The organism is Microbacterium sp. F01 (genome assembly GCF_056156365.1).
On the sequence record NZ_CM149592.1, the window covers coordinates 430,750 to 453,058 of the forward strand.

General features: G+C 71.2%; 21 protein-coding genes and 3 tRNA genes. 16 read left to right on the forward strand and 8 right to left on the reverse strand.

Going from position 1 to position 22,309, the window contains the following annotated elements; all coding sequences use genetic code 11:
* Positions 1-8: 8 nt before the first annotated feature.
* From ACVN90_RS01875 to ACVN90_RS01885, 3 genes are read right to left on the reverse strand one after another with little or no spacing between them, the layout of a single operon-like run.
* Entirely contained in the window at positions 9-3,860 is a 3,852-nt protein-coding gene (locus ACVN90_RS01875) for an SCO7613 C-terminal domain-containing membrane protein (protein WP_475100489.1), read from the reverse strand.
* Positions 3,857-4,102, reverse strand: a complete 246-nt coding sequence (locus ACVN90_RS01880) for a helix-turn-helix domain-containing protein (RefSeq protein ID WP_056366551.1) — start codon at positions 4,100-4,102, stop codon at positions 3,857-3,859. Before ACVN90_RS01880 ends, ACVN90_RS01875 begins: the two co-directional genes overlap by 4 nt.
* A complete protein-coding gene (locus ACVN90_RS01885; RefSeq protein ID WP_475100491.1) occupies positions 4,102-4,578 on the reverse strand; it encodes a DUF2975 domain-containing protein in 477 nt (158 codons plus the stop codon). The genes ACVN90_RS01880 and ACVN90_RS01885 overlap by 1 nt, the downstream gene beginning before the upstream one ends.
* Positions 4,579-4,717: 139 nt before the next feature.
* Here ACVN90_RS01885 and ACVN90_RS01890 point away from each other — a divergent pair, with 139 nt between their 5' ends.
* Positions 4,718-5,275 (forward strand): dihydrofolate reductase family protein, encoded by a 558-nt coding sequence (locus tag ACVN90_RS01890; protein ID WP_475100492.1) that lies wholly within the window; start codon positions 4,718-4,720, stop codon positions 5,273-5,275.
* A 70-nt stretch (positions 5,276-5,345) separates the two neighbouring features.
* Here ACVN90_RS01890 and ACVN90_RS01895 read toward each other — a convergent pair.
* From ACVN90_RS01895 to ACVN90_RS01905, 3 genes are all read right to left on the reverse strand, one after another.
* Positions 5,346-5,418 (reverse strand) — tRNA-Phe (locus ACVN90_RS01895).
* 77 nt (positions 5,419-5,495) lie between these two features.
* A tRNA-Asp gene (locus tag ACVN90_RS01900) sits at positions 5,496-5,569 on the reverse strand.
* Positions 5,570-5,589: 20 nt separating this feature from the next.
* Positions 5,590-5,662: transfer RNA gene (locus ACVN90_RS01905), tRNA-Glu, on the reverse strand.
* A 249-nt stretch (positions 5,663-5,911) separates the two neighbouring features.
* On the opposite strand from ACVN90_RS01905, the gene ACVN90_RS01910 reads away from it, so the two are divergent.
* A complete protein-coding gene (locus tag ACVN90_RS01910; RefSeq protein WP_475100493.1) occupies positions 5,912-7,294 on the forward strand; it encodes a M23 family metallopeptidase in 1,383 nt (460 codons plus the stop codon).
* A gap of 67 nt (positions 7,295-7,361) precedes the next feature.
* Here the strand turns inward: ACVN90_RS01910 and ppa are convergent, their stop codons facing one another.
* Positions 7,362-7,895 carry an inorganic diphosphatase gene (ppa, locus tag ACVN90_RS01915; RefSeq protein ID WP_475100494.1) on the reverse strand — a complete coding sequence of 178 codons (534 nt, stop codon included), beginning with the start codon at positions 7,893-7,895 and terminating at the stop codon, positions 7,362-7,364.
* 171 nt (positions 7,896-8,066) lie between these two features.
* Between ppa and tilS the strand changes: the two genes are divergently transcribed.
* The 13 genes from tilS (at position 8,067) to ACVN90_RS01980 (ending at position 19,391) form a co-directional block, all read left to right on the forward strand.
* Entirely contained in the window at positions 8,067-9,062 is a 996-nt protein-coding gene (gene tilS / locus ACVN90_RS01920; protein WP_475100495.1) for a tRNA lysidine(34) synthetase TilS, read from the forward strand.
* A gap of 23 nt (positions 9,063-9,085) precedes the next feature.
* On the forward strand, positions 9,086-9,637 hold the full coding sequence (gene hpt, locus ACVN90_RS01925) for a hypoxanthine phosphoribosyltransferase (protein WP_475100497.1): 552 nt from the start codon (positions 9,086-9,088) through the stop codon (positions 9,635-9,637).
* A 146-nt stretch (positions 9,638-9,783) separates the two neighbouring features.
* Entirely contained in the window at positions 9,784-11,793 is a 2,010-nt protein-coding gene (gene ftsH, locus ACVN90_RS01930) for an ATP-dependent zinc metalloprotease FtsH (protein WP_475100498.1), read from the forward strand.
* Between the two features lie 9 nt (positions 11,794-11,802).
* Positions 11,803-12,393, forward strand: a complete 591-nt coding sequence (gene folE, locus ACVN90_RS01935; protein WP_475100499.1) for a GTP cyclohydrolase I — start codon at positions 11,803-11,805, stop codon at positions 12,391-12,393.
* Positions 12,390-13,217, forward strand: a complete 828-nt coding sequence (gene folP / locus ACVN90_RS01940; protein ID WP_475100500.1) for a dihydropteroate synthase — start codon at positions 12,390-12,392, stop codon at positions 13,215-13,217. The genes folE and folP overlap by 4 nt, the downstream gene beginning before the upstream one ends.
* Entirely contained in the window at positions 13,217-13,612 is a 396-nt protein-coding gene (gene folB, locus ACVN90_RS01945; protein WP_475100501.1) for a dihydroneopterin aldolase, read from the forward strand. The genes folP and folB overlap by 1 nt, the downstream gene beginning before the upstream one ends.
* Positions 13,609-14,166: a 2-amino-4-hydroxy-6-hydroxymethyldihydropteridine diphosphokinase gene (folK, locus tag ACVN90_RS01950; RefSeq protein ID WP_475100502.1), complete on the forward strand. Its 558-nt coding sequence runs from the start codon at positions 13,609-13,611 to the stop codon at positions 14,164-14,166. The genes folB and folK overlap by 4 nt, the downstream gene beginning before the upstream one ends.
* Positions 14,163-14,660 (forward strand): DUF3180 domain-containing protein, encoded by a 498-nt coding sequence (locus tag ACVN90_RS01955; protein ID WP_475100503.1) that lies wholly within the window; start codon positions 14,163-14,165, stop codon positions 14,658-14,660. Before folK ends, ACVN90_RS01955 begins: the two co-directional genes overlap by 4 nt.
* Positions 14,602-15,201, forward strand: coding sequence for a PH domain-containing protein (locus ACVN90_RS01960; protein ID WP_475100504.1), 600 nt, complete (start codon positions 14,602-14,604; stop codon positions 15,199-15,201). The genes ACVN90_RS01955 and ACVN90_RS01960 overlap by 59 nt, the downstream gene beginning before the upstream one ends.
* On the forward strand, positions 15,198-17,018 hold the full coding sequence (locus ACVN90_RS01965; protein WP_475100505.1) for a PH domain-containing protein: 1,821 nt from the start codon (positions 15,198-15,200) through the stop codon (positions 17,016-17,018). The genes ACVN90_RS01960 and ACVN90_RS01965 overlap by 4 nt, the downstream gene beginning before the upstream one ends.
* Positions 17,015-17,728: a DUF2520 domain-containing protein gene (locus tag ACVN90_RS01970; protein WP_475100506.1), complete on the forward strand. Its 714-nt coding sequence runs from the start codon at positions 17,015-17,017 to the stop codon at positions 17,726-17,728. Before ACVN90_RS01965 ends, ACVN90_RS01970 begins: the two co-directional genes overlap by 4 nt.
* Positions 17,725-18,570 carry a pantoate--beta-alanine ligase gene (gene panC / locus ACVN90_RS01975; RefSeq protein WP_475100507.1) on the forward strand — a complete coding sequence of 282 codons (846 nt, stop codon included), beginning with the start codon at positions 17,725-17,727 and terminating at the stop codon, positions 18,568-18,570. The genes ACVN90_RS01970 and panC overlap by 4 nt, the downstream gene beginning before the upstream one ends.
* Positions 18,571-18,596: 26 nt before the next feature.
* Entirely contained in the window at positions 18,597-19,391 is a 795-nt protein-coding gene (locus ACVN90_RS01980) for an MBL fold metallo-hydrolase (protein WP_475100508.1), read from the forward strand.
* 30 nt (positions 19,392-19,421) lie between these two features.
* Here ACVN90_RS01980 and ACVN90_RS01985 read toward each other — a convergent pair whose 3' ends face one another.
* Positions 19,422-20,630 carry an MFS transporter gene (locus tag ACVN90_RS01985; RefSeq protein WP_475100510.1) on the reverse strand — a complete coding sequence of 403 codons (1,209 nt, stop codon included), beginning with the start codon at positions 20,628-20,630 and terminating at the stop codon, positions 19,422-19,424.
* 148 nt (positions 20,631-20,778) lie between these two features.
* On the opposite strand from ACVN90_RS01985, the gene lysS reads away from it, so the two are divergent.
* Positions 20,779-22,302: a lysine--tRNA ligase gene (gene lysS, locus ACVN90_RS01990; protein ID WP_475100512.1), complete on the forward strand. Its 1,524-nt coding sequence runs from the start codon at positions 20,779-20,781 to the stop codon at positions 22,300-22,302.
* The last annotated feature ends 7 nt before the right edge of the window (positions 22,303-22,309 follow it).

A 22,309-nucleotide genomic window follows, 5' to 3' on the forward strand; every position in this document is an offset into this window, starting at 1 on the left:
CCCCGCGGTCAGGCGAGGTCGCGCAGCCGGGCCGCGAGGCCGGTGCCGTCGCCGGCCCGCCGCTCGTAGCCGACGGCGATGATGAGCAGCACCGCGCCGACCACCGACAGCGTGATCCACCACGGCATCGCTTCGATGCCGCGCCCGATCTGCACCATGAACGCGAGCACGTTCTCGACCGGCAGCACGATGATCCCGATGAGGAACGGCGCAGCGAGGCGCTGCGTGGCGCCCACCAGGATCGCCACGAGGGCGATCGCCATCACGAGGATCGCGCGCCACGTGCGAGGGTCGGTGTAGGTCGCAGCCACCGAGGCGCTCAGCATCACGACGAGCCCGGGGGCGAGCAGCGGCCACGATCCGGTCCACCCCGCGGGCCACGCCTCGATCGATCGTGCCGGCGGGAACGTCGCTGGCCGGCGCACCGCGAGCGCGCCGGCGGCGAGGAGGAACACCCCGAGCGGCAGCGAGAACCACTCGACCCGCAGGTCACGAGGGCTCCACGCGACCACCGCGGTCGTGAACGAGACGTCGAACAGGAACCACACCGGCGGCAACGCGGTCGGTCCGCGAAGACCTCGTGCCGCGACGGCCACCATGAGCGCGAGGAACGCCAGCAGCAGCGCCCACATCGTCCAGATGACGGCCCAGTCGCGCTCGATCGCCGGCCACGCCGCGACGCCGAGGATCAGCACGGCCGGGGCACCGAGCCAGCGCGTCCGAGCGAGCGGCGTTCCCGGTGCGGCCTTGCGGTGCAAGGCCCGCGCGGCGCTCGCCGCGGCCCCGGCGCCGACGAGTCCGAACGCGAGCGACGCGACGATCAGGGGATCCGTGGGCGCCGCATCGAGCCCCGCGCCCCATCTCACACCTTGCACCGCGGCCGCCGCGGCGGCCACGACCGCGACGGCGAGCGTCGGCGCGCGCAGCGCCCGCAGGCGACGCATCCGCGGCGCGGACGCGCGGGACGCGATGACGGATGCTGCGACCAGCGCCCACGCCGCGCCCACGAGTACGTACGCCCGGGCGGGGAACCCGGTGGTGAAGGCGAGCGCCGGGATCGCAGCATCCGTGCCGTCCAGCGCCAGCGCGATCAGGACCGGAACCACCGCGACCGCGAGGCCCACCGTGTAGAGGCCGACGGCCGGTCGCCCGCGCGCGGTCATCCAGGCGGCGACGACCGCGACGCCGAGGGCGGGCGGCAGCAGGTACGGCTCGAGGCCGGTGACGCCCGCGATGCCCCAGGCGCTCCACAGCGCGCCCGTGAAGGCGGCACCCGCCAGCGGCCACGCGTAGCGGCGCGGTGAGAAGAGGGCGGTCGCGACGAACCCGATGCCCAGGATCACGAGCACGAGCAGCGTCGTCGGCAGCCCCGCCGACGTGCGGGCGAGCGACAGGGCGACGGCGATCGCGGCGGTGAGGAGAGCGGATGCCTCGACCGCGAGCCCTGCCGCCCGCACGTGTGGGAGCGGCACGCGGCGCGAGAGCGCATCGGCGAGCAGGTCGGCCGAGGCCAGCGTGCCCGCCACGATCCCGGCGATGACGGGGAGCACGATCGGCGATCCGCTCATCGGCAGCAGCTGCGCTCCGAGGCACACCGCGACCACGGCGACGGCGGGCACGAGGGTGGCGGCGGCGAGCGTGCGCACGACGATGCCCAGTCCCGGTCGCGTCGTGGTGACCAGGGTCAGGGCGAGGCCGAAGATGACCGTGGTCGACAGGGCGGTCCAGCCGCTGCGCTCGAAGACGACCTGCAGCACGCCGATCGCGAAGGGCACGGCTGTCACGACGAGCACGGCGTACCACTCGCGCGACGGCACCCGGCGGGCGAACGTGACCGCGATCGCGACGACTCCGGCGGCGCACGTCGTGACGCACACGACCACGAGCGGGTCAGCGTCCGCGCGGGCGAGTGCGGTCGCGAGCACCACCAGCGCGTAGGCGAACCCGACGCCGATGTGCACGAATCGCGCCGTGAGGGGCACGGTGAGCGCGAGCATACCCAGGGTCGCGACCACGGCAGCGCCCGCCCACACGGTGAGGTCGTCTTCGCGCCACGACAGCACCGCAGCGAACGCGACGGCCGCGTGCGCGCCCACCACCAGTGGCATGCGGACCGCGGCCGAGGCATCGCGCAGCCGCGTCGTCACGACTGCGCCGGCCACGACCGCCGCGACGAGCGCGAGCACGATGCGCGCCCACACCTCGAGGCCCGGCAGCGCGAGCACCGTGAGGAACGCGAGCACCGCGTACCACGCGCCCAGGAACCCGAGCCATCGCGTGCCGACGGCCGGCGACGTCCACGACTCGACCGGTCCGGCGTCGGCGTCGGCGTCGGAGGCGGCGTCCGAGGTTCGGGGCGCGCCGTGTGCGTTCGGGGCGTGTGCCGTGCGCCCCGCGGGTTCGGCCTCCGCCCCGAACGCGGGAGGAAGGGCGATGGATGCCGCGTCCCCGGCCGTGTCGGCGATGGCGGCGCCGTGCGGGGTCGTGAGGGCGGCGAACGACGCGAGCGCCAGCGCCAGGGCGGCCAGTCCCACCGTGAGCCCGAGCGCGGTCGCCGGCAGGAGGACAGTGCCGCCCGTCGGGCTCGCGATGACCCCTGCCAGCGTCAGGAACGCGGTGAGTGTCGGGATCACGGCGACGACCGCGACGACCGCGATCGCTCCCGCGAAGAGCGCGCCGCACGCGAGCCCGCGGTGCAACGGGGTGAGCGCGCCGACGACGACCAGCCCCACACCAGCCGCGACGGGGAACGCCGCGAACCAGCCGTCTGCGCTCGCCCCGGCGAACGGCAGCACCGCCACGGCGGCGACGATCGCCGCACCGGTGACGCCGCTCCAGAGCGTTCCGGCGAGGTGGCGGGCCGATGCCGCAGCGAGGGCGGCGACCGCTACCAGGGTCGCGCTCGCGAGGTGCGCCGGGGAGACGCCGGTGGCGGCATCCGTCCCCCACACCGCCACCAGCGACGCAGCCGTGAAGCCGAACTGCAGGACGGTGAGGGTCACGGCCTCAGCAGTGCGCGGGTGGTCGGACCCGGCCCGCGCGGCGTATGCGACAAGCGCGCTCGACGCGGCGGCGGAAGCCAGGCATCCCGCTGTCGTCGCGAGCGCCGACGGCGTTGCGAGAGCGAGCATGAGGGGCACGAACGCGAGGGCGACGAGACCGCTCCAGAGCCAGGCGTGGATGCCGGCGCGCGGGCCGAGGACTGCGAGGGCTCCGCCCGCGATCAGCGTCGCGAGGGCGGTGAAGACCCATCCGTCCACGCTCGCCGGCAACAGCGCCAGGACCGTTGTCACGGTGAGGGCGAGGAAAACCACGCCGAGGGCGCCGATCGCCTCGGCCGAGAAGCGCAGGCCGCGACGCGCGAGGAGCGCCGACCCACCGAGGAACGCGGCGGCGATGGCGCCGACGATCGCGGCGCGCGGCAGCGGGTCGGCGAGGTCGGGGTTGAAGAAGGTGAACACCACCGCTGCGACGGCGACGAGGCCCGCGCCCGCGACCGCGAGGACGGACTGCAGGGTCGCGGATGGCCCGGCTGCCGGGGCTGGGGCCGCGGCGGGAGCGGGACGGTCACGGCCAAGCGGTTCGGCAGCGGGTGTGGCGGCGCTCTGTGCTTCTATCGGGACGATCGGCACGCGCTCGAGCAGTGCCTGGCGTACGCGAAGGGCATCCACGGCGTCCTGCGACGCGGCCCACAGATCGCGGCCGACCGCACCCCGGAAGTCCGCGTCGCACGCCGGGCAGCGCCGCTCGGCGACGATGCCCGAGCCGCACACCGGGCAGCGCACGACGTCGAGCAGCTCGGCGATCGCCGTGGTGCTCCAGGCGGGCGCCGTCCGCGCACCCGCGGGCGCTGTGCTCATGCCTCGCCCTCCGCCGCCGCGATCGCCGCGGGGTGATCGTCGGGCACCCACTCGAGGATGTCGCCGGGCTGGCACTCCAGCACGCGGCAGATCGCATCGAGGGTTGTGAACCGCACCGCCTTCGCGCGGCCGTTCTTCAGCACCGAGACATTCGCGGGGGTGATGTCGATCGCTGCGGCGAAGTCGGTGACCGACATCTTCTTCTTCGCCAGCTGCACGTCGAGGTTGATGATGATCGGCATCACACCACCTCCGAGAGGTCGTGCTCGAGCTGCGACGCTTTGCGCAGGAGACCCCGCAGCACGACGATCAGCAACGACAGGCCGGCGCCGACCACGACGCCCAGCAGCAGGAGCAGGGTGATCGACGGCGTCAGGAAACCGGTCAGGCTCAGCGCGACGAGGGCGACGAACACCAGGAACGTCGCGAAGGCGACGGCCGCGAGACTGACATCGACATCGGGGAACGCGCTGTCGCTGAAGATGCTGTCTTCCCGCACGAGCGACAGCAGCCGCCACACGCACACGAGCACGACCTGCACGCACAGGAGGAACAGAATGCCGACGATCGTGCCCGGGATCTCGAAGTACGCGATCTCGGAGTAGCGCACCGCCGACTGCGCGGCGACCGCGGGAACCACGAACACCTGGCAGCACAGCAGCAGCGCGAGCAATGCCGCGATGAGGACTTTCAGGACGACGATCGTGGTGCGGTGCATGTGGGTGAGCCTATCGATAAACGGTATGAAGCTATCGAGAAACAATAGCCGCAGCATCCGTCCTCCGCGCAAGTGCTGTTGCTGGGGATCCACTGGCACAGGCTGGTCCGCGGCGCAGGAGCCGGGTACCGTGCCGACCGTGGGCTCACTGATCTACTTCAACTCCGCTTCGCTCGACGGGTACATCGCCGGACCCGACGGCCGCTGGACGTGGGCGACACCCGACGCCGAGGTGCACTCCTTCGTGAACCGGCTGCTCGCCCCCGCGCGTACGCACCTCTACGGGCGAAAGGTGTACGACGTGATGAAGGTGTGGGACTCCATCCCGCTCGACGATCTGTCGGCAGCCGAGCGCGAGTTCGCGTTGCAGTGGCGCGACATCGACAAGGTCGTCTACTCGCGCCGCCTTGGGGCGGTCACGACCCAGCGCACCGAGCTGCGCGACACGTTCGACGCGGACGAAGCTCGGCGGCTCAAGGATGCCTCGGCCGCGCCTCTCGCGATCGGCGGCGGTCAGCTGGCTTCGGTGGCGGCGCGGGCCGGCGTCCTCGACGAGGTGCACGTCGTCGTGTGTCCGGTGGTGGTGGGCGGCGGCATCCGTTTCCTCGACGAGGGTCTGAAGCTCGACCTGGAGCTGTTCGACGAGCGCCGCTTCGCGAACGGGTTCGTCTACCTGGGGTACCGGGTGAAGGGTTGAGGAAAAACGAAACCCCCGCGATGTAGAAGCTACGCGGGGGTTCCTGGGGTGACTGTAACGATCACCCTTGTGGCTCCGACCGGCATCGATCCGGTGACCTTTCGATTTTCAGTCGAACGCTCTACCAACTGAGCTACAGAGCCTCGCGGCATCTCGTATACAAGACCTGCCGCGTCCTAGACGAAAGGCCCTCTTCGAAAAAAGGGCCCGTCGCTCGGAGCGACCCTGACGGGACTTGAACCCGCGACCTCCGCCGTGACAGGGCGGCACGCTAACCAACTGCGCTACAGGGCCATGCTTATTGAATTGTGGAGTGACCCCAACGGGATTCGAACCCGTGCTACCGCCGTGAAAGGGCGGCGTCCTAGGCCGCTAAACGATGGGGCCGGGTGAACCTTTGGGGCTCACTGCCGAGGACCAAGCATACGTAACTCGTGGCGAAAACGCGAATCGAGCGCGCGCCGCCCTTGTGCAACGCCCTGCGGAGGCGCACACTGACCGGGTGACCGCTTCCCGAGGCGGCGGTCGCCGTGCACCTCTGGGGGGTTGCACATGTTACTGATGTTGCTAGTGTGAAACGAGTTGACGCCGCGAGGGAGGGACCCGGTGCAGCCCGAAAACGTCACTGATCAGGCCGTGTCCGACGACACCTCGGTCGACTGCGGGTGCGCTCCGTCCGCCCGCGAGCAGCGACGCCTCTGGCCCTCGATGAACCGGCGCACGGCTCTCGGGCTCGGCATCCTCGGCGTCGCGGCGCTCGGCGCCGCCGGCGGGACGCTCGGGCCGCTGGTCGCTCCCGCGTTCGCCGCAGACTACCCGTCGTGGGACGACGTCGTCGCCGCGAAGAACAACGAGGCGGCGAAGGCCGCCGAGATCACCAAGATCCAAGAGCTGATCGCGGGGCTCGAGGCCGATGTCGCCGCGAAGCAGCAGGTCGCGCAGCAGATGGCCGACGAGTTCTACGTCGCGCAGCAGGAATATTTTGACGCGGCCCTTCGTGCCGACCAACTGCAGCAGCAGGCCGACGAGCAGGGCGCCGCCGCGCTCGACGCCGCGAACAAGGCCGGCCGCGTGGCCGCGCAGCTGTATCGCAACGGCGGCGACGACACGTCGCTCGAGCTGTTCTTCGCAGGCTCGGCCGCCGGCGCCGATGACCTTCTCGCGCGCCTGGGCACGATGGACAAGCTCGTCCAGCGCAACCAGGACGTCTACGCCCAGGCCGTCACGGCGCGCGACTCGGCGCAGAGCCTGAGCGACCAGGCGGCCGTGCAGCGCGCCGAGCGCGACCGGCTGCAGAAGATCGCCGAAGAGAAGATGGTCGCCGCGCAGCGGGCCGCCGACGAGGCGCAGGCCGCCCTCGACGCGCAGAATGCCAAGCGGGGCGAGCTCGAGGCGCAGCTCGCGGCCCTTCAGGACACCACCGCCGCGACTGTCGCCCAGTACGAGGAGGGCGAGCGCATCCGCAAGGAGCAGGAGCGCCTCGCCCGCGAGGCCGCGGCCGCAGCGGCACGAGCCGAGGCCGAGCGCCTCGCCCAACAGAACCAGGGCGGCGGTGGAGGTGGCGGCGGAGGCGGCAGCGGCGGCGGAGGAGCCGTCGTCGGCTCGGGCTGGGCACGTCCCTCGTCCGGCTGGCGCAGCTCCGGCTACGGCCCCCGCACCGTGCAGTGCGGCAACAGCTATTGCTCCAGCGGCTTCCACTATGGCGTCGACCTCGCGGCCGGCTGCAGCTCGGGAATCTACGCCGCTTCGGCGGGTCGCGTCGTCTACGCCGGCTGGAACGGCGGATACGGCAACTACATCAAGATCGACCACGGCGGCGGCATCGGCACCGGCTACGGGCACATCCGCACCGGCGGCATCTTCGTGGGCGTCGGCCAGTGGGTCAGCGCCGGCCAGCTCATCGCGAGCGAGGGCAACACCGGCAACTCGTTCGGCTGCCACCTCCACTTCGAGACCTACGTCAACGGCGGGACGACCAACCCCATCAACTTCATGGCGGCGCGCGGCATCTCGGTCTGACCGACAACACGCCTGAAACGACGAGAACCGGATGCCGCGGCATCCGGTTCTCGCATGAGACGACAGGTCAGAGCGTGCTCGGCGCGACGCCCTCACCCTGCGTGCGGGTCTCGCCCTCGTGCTCCTTGAAGCGGTCGAAGGCCTCGCCGACCAGACGCTCGGCCTCGGCCGCGTTCGCCCACTCGTCGACCTTGACCCACTTGTTGGGCTCGAGGTCCTTGTAGTGCTCGAAGAAGTGCGTGATCTCCTTCTGCAGGTACTCGGAGATGTCGGCGACGTCCTGGATGTGCGCCCAGCGCGGGTCCTTGGCGAGCACGGCCACGACCTTGTCGTCGCCGCCGGCCTCGTCGCTCATCTTGAGGACGCCCACGGGGCGGACGCTCGCGAGGATGCCGGGGGCGAGGTCCACGTCGAGGATCACGAGCACGTCGAGCGGGTCGCCGTCCTCACCGAGGGTGTTCTCGAAGAACCCGTAGTTGGTGGGGTAGCCCATGGGCGTGTAGAGGATGCGGTCGAGGAACACGCGGCCGGTGCCGTGGTCGACCTCGTACTTCACGCGGCTGCCGCGCGGGATCTCGATGACGGCGTCGTACGCGCCCATAGTGGTGCTCCTTCGAAGACTGTGGATTGCCGCGACCAGCCTAGTTCGGGCGTTCACCGGGCACTAACTCAGGATGGGTGGTGCCCGACGGACGCGACACGCCGGGGCATCGACCGGAATGTGCCCATCGATCCTGAGAACGGTACGGCGCGTCGCGGGTACGGTGGGCAGGTGGAGGAGCGCAGACCCGGACTCGACCCCGCTGTCGCCGAGGTGCGGCTCGCCGTGCGCCGCGCGCTCACCGGCCTGGCGCCGGGCGGCACCGTCGTCGTCGCGCTGTCGGGCGGTGCGGACTCGCTCGCGCTCGCGGCGGCGACGGCCTTCGAGGCGCCGAAGCTGGGCCTCCGCGCGGCGTCGCTCACCGTCGACCACGGCCTTCAGGACGGATCGACGGATGCTGCCGCCACCGCCGCAGCTCAGGCCGAGGCGCTCGGACTCGAGGCCCGCGTCGCGCGCGTCGAGGTCGGCGCAGCGGGCGGTCCCGAGGCCGCCGCACGCGACGCACGCTACCGCGCGCTCGCCGAGGGTGCCCGATCGACCGGCGCTGCAGCGATCCTCACCGGCCACACCCTCGACGACCAAGCCGAGACCGTTCTTCTCGGCCTCGCCCGCGGCGCGGGTTCCACCAGCCTGCAGGGCATGGCCGAGGCATCCGTTCTCGAGGGTGTCCCTTTGCTGCGCCCGCTGCTCGCGGTGCGGCGAGCCACCACCAGCGCCGCATGCGCGGCCGAGGGCCTTGCACCGTGGGACGATCCGCACAACGCCGATCACCGGTTCGCGCGCGTGCGGGTGCGCGAATCGGTGCTGCCGGTGCTCGAGACCGAGCTCGGCCCGGGCATCGCCGAAGCGCTCGCCCGCACAGCCGCCCAGCTGCGGGAAGACGCCGAAGCCTTCGACGAGATGATCGACGAGACGATCGAAGACATCGTCGAGCACGCCGAGGCGGGCATCTCGGTGTCCACGGCCGCCCTCGCCGCCAATCCGGCGGCCCTGCGCCACCGCATCATCCGGCACGTCGTGGCCAGCGAGTTCCACGAGAGCCTCACGCGGACGCAGACGCTCGAGGTTGCGCGGCTCGTCACGGACTGGTCGGGTCAGGGACCCATCGACCTTCCCGCCTGCCGCGCCCGCCGCGTCGGCGGACGCATCGAGTTCACCGCACGCTGAGGCGGCCCCTCTAGACTCGTCGCATGCGCGCGGCCGACGTTTCCAGCGACATCACCGAAGTCCTCGTCACCGAGGAGGAGATCCGAGCCAAGCTCGACGAGATCGCGGCGCAGGTCGCCGACGACTACGCCGACGAAGACCTCCTGCTCGTGGGAGTCCTCAAGGGCGCGGTCATGGTCATGGCCGACTTCTCGCGGGCGCTCGAGAAGCACGTGACGATGGACTGGATGGCCGTCTCGTCGTACGGCGCCGGCACCAAGTCCAGCGGCGTCGTCCAGATCCGCAAGGACCTCGACACCGACATCCTCGGCAAGCACGTGCTCATCGTCGAGGACATCATCGACTCGGGTCTGACCCTCAGCTGGCTGCTGGAGAACTTCGCGGCCCGTGGCGCGGCATCCGTCGAGGTCTTCGCGCTGCTGCGCAAGCCCGAGGCCGCCAAGGTCGAGGTGCACTGCCGGTACGTCGGCTTCGACATCCCGACGGAGTTCGTCGTCGGCTACGGCCTGGACTACGCGGAGAAGTACCGCAACCTGCGGGACGTCGCGGTGCTCGCGCCCCACGTCTACAGCTGAACGGTCCCGGGCGGACTGTGATTACGCCCGGGGCGAATGCACAGACGGCGCCTAGGAATCGCGCGATACCCTGATTCAACCGTCGACGGGGGTTTTCCCGTCCGCGGCGGCACGTCGACGAAAGGGGTCGGGCTCGCGCCCGCGCCATGGACTTCAAGAAGATCACCCGCAACCCGCTCTTCTACGTCCTGCTGATCGGGGTCTTCCTCATCGTGGGGTTCTCGCTCATCTCGAGCCTGGGCGGCGCGAAGCAGATCTCGACGCAGGAGGGTCTCGAGCTGCTCTCGGGCGACACGGTCACCGAGGTCGTCAACACCGACGGCGATCAGCGCGTCGACATGAAGCTCTCGAAAGAGTACGACGGCGCCACCGACGTGCAGTTCTATTACGTCTCGGCGCGTGCCGCCGAGGTCGTCGACGCGGTCAACGAGGCGAACCCGAAGGACGGCTTCAACGACGCCGTCCCGCGCGCGACGTGGTTCGACGGCTTCATCTCGCTCCTCCTGCCGATCCTGCTGCTCGGTCTGCTGTTCTGGTTCCTGCTGTCCAGCGCCCAGGGCGGCGGCAGCAAGGTCATGCAGTTCGGCAAGTCGCGCGCGAAGCTCGTGACGAAGGAGATGCCGCAGGTCACCTTCCAGGACGTCGCGGGCTCCGACGAGGCGATCGAAGAGCTCGAAGAGATCAAGGACTTCCTGAAGGACCCGTCGAAGTTCCAGGCGGTCGGCGCCCGCATCCCGAAGGGCGTGCTGCTGTACGGCCCTCCCGGAACAGGCAAGACTCTCCTCGCCCGTGCCGTCGCCGGTGAGGCCGGCGTGCCGTTCTACTCGATCTCGGGCTCGGACTTCGTGGAGATGTTCGTCGGCGTCGGCGCGAGCCGCGTGCGCGACCTCTTCAACCAGGCCAAGGAGAGCGCCCCCGCCATCATCTTCATCGACGAGATCGACGCGGTCGGGCGACACCGCGGCGCCGGCATGGGCGGCGGTCACGACGAGCGCGAGCAGACGCTCAACCAGATGCTCGTCGAGATGGACGGCTTCGACCCCAAGGCGAATGTGATCGTGATCGCGGCGACCAACCGTCCCGACATCCTCGACCCGGCACTGCTGCGTCCCGGCCGCTTCGACCGCCAGATCGGCGTCGACGCCCCCGACCTCAAGGGCCGCACGAAGATCCTCGAGGTGCACGGTCGCGGCAAGCCGCTGGCCGACGGCGTCGACCTCGAAGTCGTCGCCCGCAAGACCCCCGGCTTCACCGGTGCCGACCTCGCCAACGTGCTGAACGAGGCCGCGCTGCTCACCGCGCGCTCGAATGCGCAGCTGATCGACAACCGCGCCCTCGACGAGGCCATCGACCGCGTGATCGCCGGCCCGCAGCGGCGCACGCGCGTGATGAAGGACAAGGAGAAGCTCATCACCGCGTACCACGAGGGCGGTCACGCCCTCGCGGCGGCGGCGATGAACCACACCGACCCCGTCACGAAGGTCACGATCCTCCCGCGCGGCAAGGCCCTCGGCTACACGATGGTGCTGCCGCTCGACGACAAGTACTCCGTCACGCGCAACGAGCTGCAGGACCAGCTCACGTACGCGATGGGAGGGCGCGTCGCGGAGGAGATCGTCTTCCACGACCCGACGACGGGTGCCTCCAACGACATCGAGAAGGCGACGAGCATCGCCCGCAAGATGGTCACCGAATACGGCATGACCGGAGACATCGGCCCGGTCAAGCTCGGCCAGTCGTCCGGCGAGGTCTTCATGGGCCGCGACATGGGCCACGGCCGCGAGTTCTCGGAGCGCGTCGCCGAGCGCGTCGACGTCCAGGTGCGCGACCTCATCGAGCAGGCGCACAACGAGGCGTACCAGGTCATCAACGACAACCGCGATGTGCTCGACAAGCTCGCGCTGGCGCTCCTCGAGAAGGAGACGCTCGACCACCTGGAGCTCGCCGACATCTTCAAGGACGTCAAGCGCCTCCCGCCGCGCCCGCAGTGGCTGTCGAGCGAGCAGCGTCCCGTCTCGGAGCTGCCGCCCGTCGAGGTGCCGCAGCGCCGCGACGAGGCCGGTCTCGCCGCGAGCGTCGAGGCCGACGAGCTGCCGGCTGCCGAGAAGGCGACCAAGCGCCGCCCCACCGGACAGGCGCGCCCGGCGACCGCGTAGGCTCGGCCTATGGCCGTCGATCGTGAGCGCGTCGCCGCGCTCGTACGCGAACTGCTCGAGGCGATCGGCGAAGACCCCGAGCGTCCCGGGCTGAAGCAGACGCCCGAGCGCGTCGCCGACGCGTACGCCGAGTTCTTCGCGGGAGTGGGGACGGATGCTGCGTCCCCCCTCGCGCACACCATCTCGGTCTCGCGCGGCCCGGCGCCCGACACGCTGCCATCGGGTGCGGTGATCTTGCGCGACATCATCTTCCGGTCGGTGTGCGAGCACCACCTCCTGCCCTTCCGCGGGCACGCGCACCTCGCGTACCTCCCCGGCGAGCAGGTCGTCGGACTCGGCGCGCTGCCCAAGGTCGTCGACATCCTGTCGTCGCGGCCTCAGGTGCAGGAGCGCCTGGGCGAGCAGATCGCCGACGTGATCGCCGGATCCCTCGATGCCCGCGGGGTGCTGGTCGTGCTCGACGCGTCGCACGAATGCGTGACGATGCGCGGCGGTCGCCAGCCGGATGCCTCGACCGTCACGATCGCGGCGCGCGGGGAGCTCGCGGAGCCCGCCGCCCGGGCCGAGCTGGTCGCGCTGATCGGAGCCGGCCGCTCATGACCCTCGTGATGGGCGTCGTCAACGTGACGCCCGATTCCTTCAGCGACGGCGGACGATACGTGGACGCCGAAGCCGCCGTCGCGCACGGGCTCCTGCTGTGCGCGCAGGGCGCCGACATCCTCGACATCGGCGGCGAGTCGACCCGGCCAGGCGCCGAGCGGGTCAGCCCTGACGTCGAGCAGGAGCGGGTCCTCCCGGTGGTGCGGGCGTTGGCGCAGGTCGGGGTCATCGTCAGCATCGACACCATGAACGCCTCCACCGCCGTCGCCGCCGTCGAGGGGGGCGCACGGATCGTGAACGACGTCTCGGGCGGCATGGCCGATCCTGCGATGCTGGCGGCCGTCGCCGCGACTGACGCGGACGTGGTGCTGCAGCACTGGCGCGGCCATTCCGCCGACATGTACGCGCGCGCCGTTTACGACGACGTCGTGGCCGAGGTCGCCCGCGAGCTCACTGCTCGCGTCGAGGCGGCCGAGACTGCGGGCATCGATCCCTCGCGGGTGATCGTCGACCCGGGGATCGGTTTCGGCAAACGCGGTGAGCAGAACTGGGAGACGCTGCGTGGGCTCGACCGCTTCGTCGCGATGGCGCAGCGGGTGCTGATCGGGACGAGCCGCAAGCGGTTCCTCGCCGAGGCGCTCGCGGAAGACCCCGCCGACGCCTCCGAAGCCCGGCGCGATCTCGCGACCGCGGTGACGAGTGCGCTCGCGGCGCGGGCAGGGGTGTGGGCGGTGCGCGTCCACGATGTCGCCGCCACGCGAGATGCTCTGGTGGTCGCCGCACGCTGGACGGGAGCGGATCGATTGGGCGGCCGGGAGGGCTGATGGACTTCATGGATGAGATCACGCTCACCGGCGTGCGCGCCTACGGGTACCACGGGGTGTTCGAGGACGAGCGCCGTGAGGGCCAGGAGTTCGTGGTCGACGTGACGCTGTACCTCAGCACCGCCGAGGCGGCCGACACCGACGACGTCGCCGACACGGTCCACTACGGCGAGGTCGCCGAGCGCATCGTCGAACTCGTCGGCGGCGAGCCGCTGAATCTCATCGAGGGTGTCGCGGCGCGCATCGCCGACGATCTCCTCTCTTACGACCTCGTCCGCATGGCCGCGGTCACGGTGCACAAGCCGCAGGCGCCGATCACGGTCCCGTTCTCCGACGTGTCGGTGACGATCCGCCGGGGCCGCCCCGCGGATCCGTCGTGGACGGTCCAGTCGTGAACCGGCGACTGGCCCAGGGCTTCGAGGGCGACGTGGAGCGACACCCGCGCGAGGCGGTCGAGGCCGTCGTCGCGCTCGGCGCCAACCTCGGCGATCGCGCCGAGACGATGGCCGCCGCGATCAAGGACCTTGCGCGCGTGCCGCTCGTCGACGCGGTGCGCGTGTCGGAGCCGATCGAGTCGGTCGCGCTGAAGCCCGACGGACCGGATGCCTCCGCCCCGGCGTACCTGAACGCCGTCGCGATCCTCACCACGCGCCTGGCGCCATCGGTGCTGCTCGGGTACCTCCACTCCATCGAGCTGCGGCACGGCCGGGTGCGGTCGACCCTGCGCTCCGCGCGCGAAGGAGGCTGGGAGGACCGCACGCTGGATCTCGACCTCATCACCTACGACGACGTCGTCAGCGACGACCCGCGGCTGCTGCTCCCGCACCCGCGGGCGGCCGGGCGCGACTTCGTGCTCGGTCCGTGGCTGGCCGTCGATCCCGACGCCGTGCTCCCGGGCGTCGGTCGGGTCGACGAGGCGCTGCGCCGGCTGCGGGCGGAGGACCGATGAAGCGCACCGGTGCCGGAGTGCTGACCATCGCGGCGGTCCTCGGGGTCGCGGCGGGGTTCCTCGTGGATCAGCTGCTGACCTCGGCGGGGCGTCCCACGTTCACGCCCGCGGTGACGCTGCCGATCCTCCTCGTGCTGCTCGGCGTGGTCGTGATCGCGCTCGCCATCCCGATCCGCCGCGCCACGCGAGGCACCTCGAAGGCGAAGGTCGACCCGTTCCGTGCGGTGCGCATCGCGATGCTCGCGAAGGCGTCGAGCATCGTGGGCGCCGCGGTCGGCGGCGTGGGCGCGGGGCTGTGGATCTTCCTTGCGACCCGGCCCGTCACGCCCTCGCTAGGCTCGTTGGGAACGGTCATCGCGACGACCGTGTGCGGTGCCCTGCTGGTCGCCGCGGGTCTGGTCGCGGAGCACCTGTGCACCATCCGGAAGGACGACGATGACGAACAGCCCGGAGGCGACGACCCCGGACTCGAGCCGCGAATCCACGGTCACTGACGCGGCGGCGACGCCTGACGTCGCCCCGGAGTTCGAGAAGCTCGTCGAACCGCGGTCCGAGAACCGCCTGGCTCTCGAGGGCGGGGTGTGGCACCAGATCTCGCCGAAGTACGTGACGGTGCAGCTGATCTCGACCGGCTCGTTCCTGCTCGTCGTCATCGCGGCCACGCTCGTGCTCACGCTGCTGATGCACCAGCTGTGGGCGTGGATCCCCGGTGGGATCATGACGGTGATCCTCGCGTGGACGCTCGCCATCCTGCCGCGCCAGGCCCGCGCGATCGGGTACCAGCTGCGCGACGACGATCTCGTGTTCCGCCGCGGCATCCTGTGGCAGCGCTTCGTCGCCGTGCCCTACGGCCGCATGCAGCTCATCGACATCACGCACGGTCCGCTCGACCGCGGCTTCGGCATCGCGCAGCTGAAGTTCGTGACCGCCGCCGCCGCGACCGGCGTCGTGATCCCGGGTCTCGCGCAGTCCACGGCCGAGACGCTCCGCGACCACCTCGTCGAGGTCGCCGAGAGCCGGCGCACGGGGCTATGAGCTCGATCCCTGAGTCCGTGGACCCGGTCCCCGAGCCTGTCGAAGGGCCGCCCCCTGCGGCTCCGACCGGCCCCGGCGCGCCGCCGCCTCAGCTCGTGCGGTCGCCGCTCAGCGACGGCGAATGGCACCGCCTTCACCCGCTCACCCCACTGCTGCGCGGCGGGCTGTTCCTCATCGTCGTCATCGGCATCGTCTTCGCGAACCTGCGCGACCGCCTGCTGTACATCTTCCTGCCCTGGCTCGCGCCCGGCGTGGGAGACGAGGTCGTGGAGTGGGAGCAGGTCGGCGGCGACCCGGTCGACTTCATCATCGCGAACAACCTCTACGTGCTGGCCGCACTGGCCGTCCTCGCGGCGCTCATCGTGCTGGTCACGGTGTTCTACACGTCGTGGCGCTTCCACACGTTCCGCATCACGGATGACGACGTCGAGGTGCGCAGCGGCATCCTGTTCCGCACGCAGCGGCGTGCGCCGCTCGACCGCGTGCAGGGTGTCAACCTCACGCGGCCGATGATCGCGCGGCTGCTGGGCATGGCCAAGCTCGAGGTGGTCGGAGCGGGCACCGACGCCAACGTCAAGCTGGAGTACCTCTCGACCGCCAACGCCGAGGCCGTCCGCTCCGACATCCTGCGCCTCGCGTCGGGGCGCAGGCTCGCGATGGCCGCTGGTCCCGCCCATCCGGCTGCGCCGCTGAAGCCCGGCCGCGTGGCGTCCCTCAGCCAGACCGTCGGCCGCGAGATCACCGGACTCATCGAGGGGCCCGAGACCCCCGTCGCCGAGCTGGAATCGGTCGTGCACATTCCGCTGGGCCGGCTCGTCGCATCCCATGTCCTCAGCACCTCGACGCTGGGACTGCTGTTCGCGATCGTCGCGATCGTGGTCGGCGTCAGCCAGGGCGTGACGTGGCTGCTGTTCGGCTTCGTACCCGCGATCATCGGTTTCGGCGCCTACTGGGTGCGCTCGATCGTCCGCTCGCTGCGGTACTCGATCGCGCCGACGCCCGACGGCGTGCGCATCACGTTCGGGCTCTTCACCACCATCACCGAGATCGTCCCGCCCGGTCGCGTGCACGCCGTCGAGGTGACGCAGGGGATCTTCTGGCGCCCCGCCGGCTGGTGGACCATCCGCATCAACCGCCTCACCGGCCGCAGCGCCGCCGACACCACGACCGACCAGTTCACGACGGTGCTGCCGGTCGGCACCGCGGCGGACGTCGAGCGGGTGCTGCGCCTCCTGCAGCCGGCGCTCCCCGACGACGAGCGGGCGCTCATCGTCCAGGAGGGCATGTTCGGACCGACCGCGAGCGACACCTTCACGAACACGCCGAAGCGCGCGCGGTGGATCCGGCCGTTCTCCTACCGCCGCAACGGCTTCCGCCTCACGGAGGACGCTCTCCTGATGCGGCGCGGCGTGGTGTGGCGCAAGCTCGTGATCCTGCCACTCGCACGCCTGCAGAGCTTCGCGCTGCACCAGGGCCCTCTCGATCGGGCGACACGCGTGACCAACGTGCGCGCACACGTCGTCACCGGGCCGGTGTCGCCGTTCCTCGCGGCCGTCGACCGCGACGCCGCGCTCGCGCTGTTCGACGACGTCGCCCGCGGTTCGGTGCGCGCAGCACTGGCCGACCGCACGCATCGCTGGGCTGAGGATGAGACGGATGCTGCCGCCGCCGTGACCCCGGAGCCCGAGGCGTACGTGCCTGCCGCTGCGGCGTCTGCTCCACCCGTTGCCGGCGCAGAGGCTCGGGCGGCAGCATCCGTGCCCCCGCCGCCGGCGGGCTACACCGTCGCTCGCGAGCCGGGGGAGGACCGCGCGTGAGCCGCGACGGCCGCCTCGGTGTCGGGATCATCGGCGCCGGCCGCGTCGGGCCGGTGCTCGGCGCAGCGCTCGGCGGCGCCGGGCACGCCCTCGTGGGGATCACGCAGGGCTCCGACCCCGAGCGCGTCGAAGCGATCCTGCCCGGCGTGCCCGTCCTCGACGCCACGGAGGTCGTCCGCCGCAGCGAGCTGGTGATCGTCGCGGTGCCGCACGACCAGCTCCAAGGGCTCGTCGGCGGCCTGGCAGAGGTCGGTGCATGGCAGCCGGGGCAGCTCGTGCTGCACACGGACCCGGCGTGGGGCACGGGCGTCCTGGCCGCCGCGGTCGCGAAGGGGGCCATCCCGCTCGCCGTGCACCCCGCGATCGAGTTCAGCGGCACCTCGATGGACCTGCGGGCGCTCTCGAGCGCGTACGCCGCGGTCACCGCGCCGGCCCCCGTCCTGCCGATCGCGCAGGCGCTCGCCGTCGAGCTCGGCTGCGAGCCCGTCGTCGTCGACGAGTCGGCCCGGCCCGCGTACGCCGAGGCGATCGCGACCGCACGCGACTTCTCGCGGTCGATCGTGCAGCAGGCGACCGCGCTGCTCGCCGAGGCGGGCGTGCCGCAGCCGGGGTCGTTCCTCTCGGCGCTGGCGCACACGACCATCGACCACGCGCTGGCGGAGGCGGGCTCCGGTCCCGGAGCCGAGCCCCCCGCTACGATCCAAGGATGATCAGCACCGTCGACGAGCTGCGGGCTCGGCTCGCCGAGGTCCGCGCCGCCGCGCCGGACGCACGCATCTCACTCATCTCCACCATCGGCTCGCTCCACGACGGGCACATCGACCTCGTCCATCGCGCGCGTGAAGTCGCCGACGTCGTCGTCGTGTCGGTGTTCGTCAACCCGCTGCGCTTCGCGTCGCCGGCGGAGTTCGCGGCGTATCCCCGGACGCCCGACGAGGATGAGCGCCTGCTCGAGTCGCTCGGCGTCGAGGTCGTGTTCGCCCCCGATGCGAGCGAGCTGCTCCCCGACGGCTCCGCGACGACGAAAGTCACCGCGGGCGATCTCGGCCTTCGCTACGAGGGGCGCGCGCGACCGTTCTACTTCGACGGACTGCTCACCGTGGAGGCGAAGCTCTTCCACCTCGTCGACCCCGACGTCGCCGTCTACGGTGACCGCGATCGTCAGCGGGTGTTCCTGGTGCGCCGCATGATCCGCGATCTGTTCTTCGACATCGAGGTCGCAACGGTCGAGACCGTGCGCGGCGACGACGGGCTGCCGGTGTCGACACGGGTCGGCATGCTCGAGGACCGCGACCTCGCTGCCGCTGCACTCCTCCCGGCCGCGCTCGACGCGGCGGCCGCGAACGCGGATCGCGGCGTCGACGCGTGCATCGCCGCAGCGCAGTCCGCGCTGATGGGAGAGCCGCGCATCCGGCTGGAGTACCTGAGCGTCGTCGACCCGGCCACGTTCCTGCCGGTCGACGAGGGCAGCAGCGGTCCGGCACTGGCACTCATCGCCGCTTCGGTGGCGGGTCACCGATTCATCGACAACGCCGGGATCTACCTGGGCTGAACCGGGCAAGAGGGCTGGGAGGCGACATGCGCGTCACACGGATCGGCGGTCCGACCGCCCTCGTCGAATGGGAGGGGTGGCGGATCCTCACGGACCCGACGTTCGACCCGCCGGGGCGGACGTACTCCTTCGCACTGGGGACGTCGTCGCAGAAGACCACGGGCCCGGCTGTACCGCTCGACGAGATCGGCCCGGTCGACGTGGTGCTGCTGAGCCACCATCACCACGCCGACAACCTCGACGATGCGGGTCGGGCAGGGCTCTCCGTGGCGCGAACGGTGCTCACGACAGTCGCCGGAGCGAAGGCGCTGACGGCGGAGGGTGCGCATCCCGACACCCGGGGCCTCAATGCCGGAGACGACGTCACCCTCACCGCCGAGGGCAAGCGCGACCTCGTCGTGACGGCGACTCCGTGCCGGCATGGTGCTCCCCTCACGGGCCCGATCGTCGGCCCCGTCGTCGGGTTCGCGCTCTCGCTCGGGGGCACGGCCCGGCCCGGCTTGTGGATGACCGGTGACACCGTGATGTACGGCGGGCTGCGCCGTGCGGCGGCGGGCATGCGACCCGACGTGGCCCTCGTGCACATCGGCGCTGTGAAGTTCCCGCTCACCGGGCCGCTCGCGTACACGATGGACGCCGACGACGCTGTCGAGCTCATCGGGCTCGCTCAGCCCGGCGTGGCCGTGCCCATCCACGTCGAGGGCTGGAGCCACTTCTCCCAGCAGGAGCAGGCCGCCGCTGCGGTCTTCGACGCCGCCCCCGGTCCGGTGCGAGAGCGGGTGCGCTGGGCGCCTCTCGGCGTGCCGGTCGATCTTCCCTGAGGTCCGCCCCTTGATCGCGTCGAGCCCAGCTCAGGCAGCCCGATCGTCCTGCGGGGTCGCCTGGAGCGAGTGACGTCGCATCGCGATACCCGCGCCGAGGGTCGCGACGAGCACGACGGCGGAGAAGACGAGTAGCACGGTGGTCTCGCCCACGAGAGGAAGGCTGAGACCCACGAGGAGCACCGGCAAGACGAGACCCCCGTAAGCGATGAGGAAGAGGAGCGCCAGGGTCTCGCCACGGCGGTCGGGTGCCGCGAGCGCGCTCGCTGCGGCGATCGCCGAGCGGAACATGATGCCGGCGCCGGAGCCGGCGACGATGCCGCCGGCGATGAACAGCCCGAGGGCCGGGATCAGTGCGCCGGACGCGATCGACACGAGACCCACCGCGAAGCACAGGATCGCGATGAGGAGCTGCGCCCGCTGCGCCACGCGGACCAGGAGCACCTGCGCGACCGCCGCGGCGCCGAACACGGCGAAGACGGTGGCACCGTCCACCAGGTGGTCCGACACGTGGAACGTGTCGTGGAGGAAGGTCGGGGCCAGCGACGTGAACAGTGCGAAGAGCGCGAACGAGGCGGCCGCGCCCGTGCCCGCCGCCGCGAAGGCCGCGCCCGACCCGGCCGGGAACGCCAGTCGCTGCGGTCGATACGCCGGATGCGCCGCCGAGGTGTCGACCGTCTCGGGCACGTGGCGCAGCACAAGCGCTGCCGCGACGAAGAGCACCAGGAAGACGATGTGCGGCAGCTCCAGCGGGTCGGGAGCGAACTCGGCGAAGAGGCCGCCGACAAGAGGCCCGAGCGCCAGGCCGCCGAGGTTGGCGGCTCCGGCCACCGTCGCCGCCACGACGGCTGTCTCGGCGGGCCGCGCCTTCGAGCGCAGTTCGGCGAGGTGAGCCGTCGCCGCGGCGCTGAGCACGCCCACGCTCACTCCATCGACGAATCGCGCGACGATGAGGCCCGGCACCGAGTTCCACACGACGAAGACGACTGCCGCGAGCGCCGACACCAGCACCGCGATCACGGCCATCCGGCGTCGTCCCGCCCAGTCGCTGATGTGACCGATCAGGAACAGGCTGACCACGACTCCCACCGCGAACGCGGCGAAGATGAAGGTCACGACCGGAACGGGGAAGTCGTCGGCGGCCTGGTAGAGCGGGTACAGCGGCGTCGGGACCGTGGCGTACGCGGTGACGGTCGTGAAGGCGGCCGCGACGACCCAGAACCCGGTGAGATCCGACATCGTGCGACGAGGTTGCGACATCGCGTCGTCCGATCGTGTCGAGGTGGGCGTTCGAAGAGCCGCCCCCGACCTTACTCGCGCCGCGGAGCACCTCGGTAGACTTGGGGGTCCGCGTTCTGCGGAGAACCCCCACCGAGGAGCACACCCCGTGACCGAGACGACCTCGCCCGCCGAGACCGCCGAGCCGACCGAAGAAGAAGTCTTCGAGCAGAAGGCCGTGCGGCTGGCGAAGCGCGAGCGTCTGATCGCGGAGCGGGCGGATGCTGCGGGCGGGGCCTACCCGGTCAGCCTGCCGATCACCGACACGATACCGACCCTGCGCGAGCGCTTCGCCGACCTCGAGGCGGGCGCCGAGACGGGGGTCACCGCCGCTGTCGCCGGCCGGGTCGTCTTCAGCCGCAACACCGGCAAGCTCTGCTTCGCCTCGCTGCAGGCGGGCGACGGCAGCCGCATCCAGGCGATGGTGTCGCTCGCGGCCGTCGGCGACGAGTCGCTGCAGGTCTGGAAGGACCTCGTCGACCTGGGAGATCACGTCTTCGTCTCGGGCGAGGTCATCTCGAGTCGCCGCGGCGAGCTGTCGATCATGGTGTCTGACTGGCGCATCGCGTCCAAGGCCGTGCTGCCGCTGCCGAACCTGCACTCCGAGCTCAGCGAGGAGAGCCGCGTCCGCAGTCGCTTCCTCGACCTCATCGTGCGCGATCGTGCGCGTGAGACGGTCCTCGCGCGCGCGAAGGTCAACGCGAGCCTGCGGCAGACCTTCGCGTCCCACGACTTCATCGAGGTCGAGACGCCGATGCTGCAGGTGCAGCACGGTGGCGCGTCCGCCCGCCCCTTCATCACCCACTCCAACGCGTTCGACACCGACCTGTACCTGCGCATCGCGCCGGAGCTGTTCCTCAAGCGTGCGGTGGTCGGCGGCATCGACCGCGTCTTCGAGATCAACCGCAACTTCCGCAACGAGGGCGCCGATTCGACGCACAGCCCCGAATTCGCGATGCTCGAGGCGTACCAGGCGTACAGCGACTACAACGGCATCGCCGACCTGACACAGCAGCTGATCCAGAACGCGGCCATCGCGATCTCGGGTGCGACCACGGTGATCTGGGCCGACGGCACCGAGTACGACCTGGGCGGCCAGTGGGACCGCCTGTCGATGTACGAGTCGCTGTCCGAGGCGGCCGGTCGCTCGATCACGCCCGAGACGCCGTTCGAGGACCTGGTCGCGCTCGCCGAGGCAGAGGACGTCGACCTGCCCCCGCACGCGATCCACGGCAAGCTGGTCGAGGAGCTGTGGGAGCACTTCGTGAAGCCGGGCCTCGTGCGCCCCACCTTCGTGATGGACTTCCCCGTCGACACCAGCCCCCTCGTGCGCGAGCACCGCTCGATCGCCGGCGTCGTGGAGAAGTGGGACCTGTACGTGCGCGGCTTCGAGCTCGCAACCGGCTACTCCGAGCTCGTCGACCCGGTGATCCAGCGCGAGCGCTTCGTCGAGCAGGCGAAGCTCGCCGCCAAGGGCGACCTCGAGGCGATGCGCATCGATGAGGAGTTCCTGCGCGCGCTTGAGCACGGCATGCCCCCGACCGGGGGCATGGGCATGGGAATCGACCGGCTGCTCATGGCGGTGACCGGGCTCGGCATCCGCGAGACGATCCTCTTCCCGCTCGTCAAGTAATCCCGCG

What these genes read in the sequence shown, in the direction of transcription:
- ACVN90_RS01875 (WP_475100489.1), bottom strand. Translation starts at nt 3,860, where the DNA reads ATGAGCACAGCGCCCGCGGGTGCGCGGACGGCGCCCGCCTGGAGCACC.
- ACVN90_RS01880 (WP_056366551.1), bottom strand. Translation starts at nt 4,102, where the DNA reads ATGCCGATCATCATCAACCTCGACGTGCAGCTGGCGAAGAAGAAGATG.
- ACVN90_RS01885 (WP_475100491.1), bottom strand. Translation starts at nt 4,578, where the DNA reads ATGCACCGCACCACGATCGTCGTCCTGAAAGTCCTCATCGCGGCATTG.
- ppa (WP_475100494.1), bottom strand. Translation starts at nt 7,895, where the DNA reads ATGGGCGCGTACGACGCCGTCATCGAGATCCCGCGCGGCAGCCGCGTG.
- hpt (WP_475100497.1), top strand. Translation starts at nt 9,086, where the DNA reads ATGCGCGCGGCCGACGTTTCCAGCGACATCACCGAAGTCCTCGTCACC.
- ftsH (WP_475100498.1), top strand. Translation starts at nt 9,784, where the DNA reads ATGGACTTCAAGAAGATCACCCGCAACCCGCTCTTCTACGTCCTGCTG.
- folE (WP_475100499.1), top strand. Translation starts at nt 11,803, where the DNA reads ATGGCCGTCGATCGTGAGCGCGTCGCCGCGCTCGTACGCGAACTGCTC.
- folP (WP_475100500.1), top strand. Translation starts at nt 12,390, where the DNA reads ATGACCCTCGTGATGGGCGTCGTCAACGTGACGCCCGATTCCTTCAGC.
- folB (WP_475100501.1), top strand. Translation starts at nt 13,217, where the DNA reads ATGGACTTCATGGATGAGATCACGCTCACCGGCGTGCGCGCCTACGGG.
- ACVN90_RS01955 (WP_475100503.1), top strand. Translation starts at nt 14,163, where the DNA reads ATGAAGCGCACCGGTGCCGGAGTGCTGACCATCGCGGCGGTCCTCGGG.
- ACVN90_RS01960 (WP_475100504.1), top strand. Translation starts at nt 14,602, where the DNA reads ATGACGAACAGCCCGGAGGCGACGACCCCGGACTCGAGCCGCGAATCC.
- ACVN90_RS01965 (WP_475100505.1), top strand. Translation starts at nt 15,198, where the DNA reads ATGAGCTCGATCCCTGAGTCCGTGGACCCGGTCCCCGAGCCTGTCGAA.
- panC (WP_475100507.1), top strand. Translation starts at nt 17,725, where the DNA reads ATGATCAGCACCGTCGACGAGCTGCGGGCTCGGCTCGCCGAGGTCCGC.
- ACVN90_RS01980 (WP_475100508.1), top strand. Translation starts at nt 18,597, where the DNA reads ATGCGCGTCACACGGATCGGCGGTCCGACCGCCCTCGTCGAATGGGAG.
- ACVN90_RS01985 (WP_475100510.1), bottom strand. Translation starts at nt 20,630, where the DNA reads ATGTCGGATCTCACCGGGTTCTGGGTCGTCGCGGCCGCCTTCACGACC.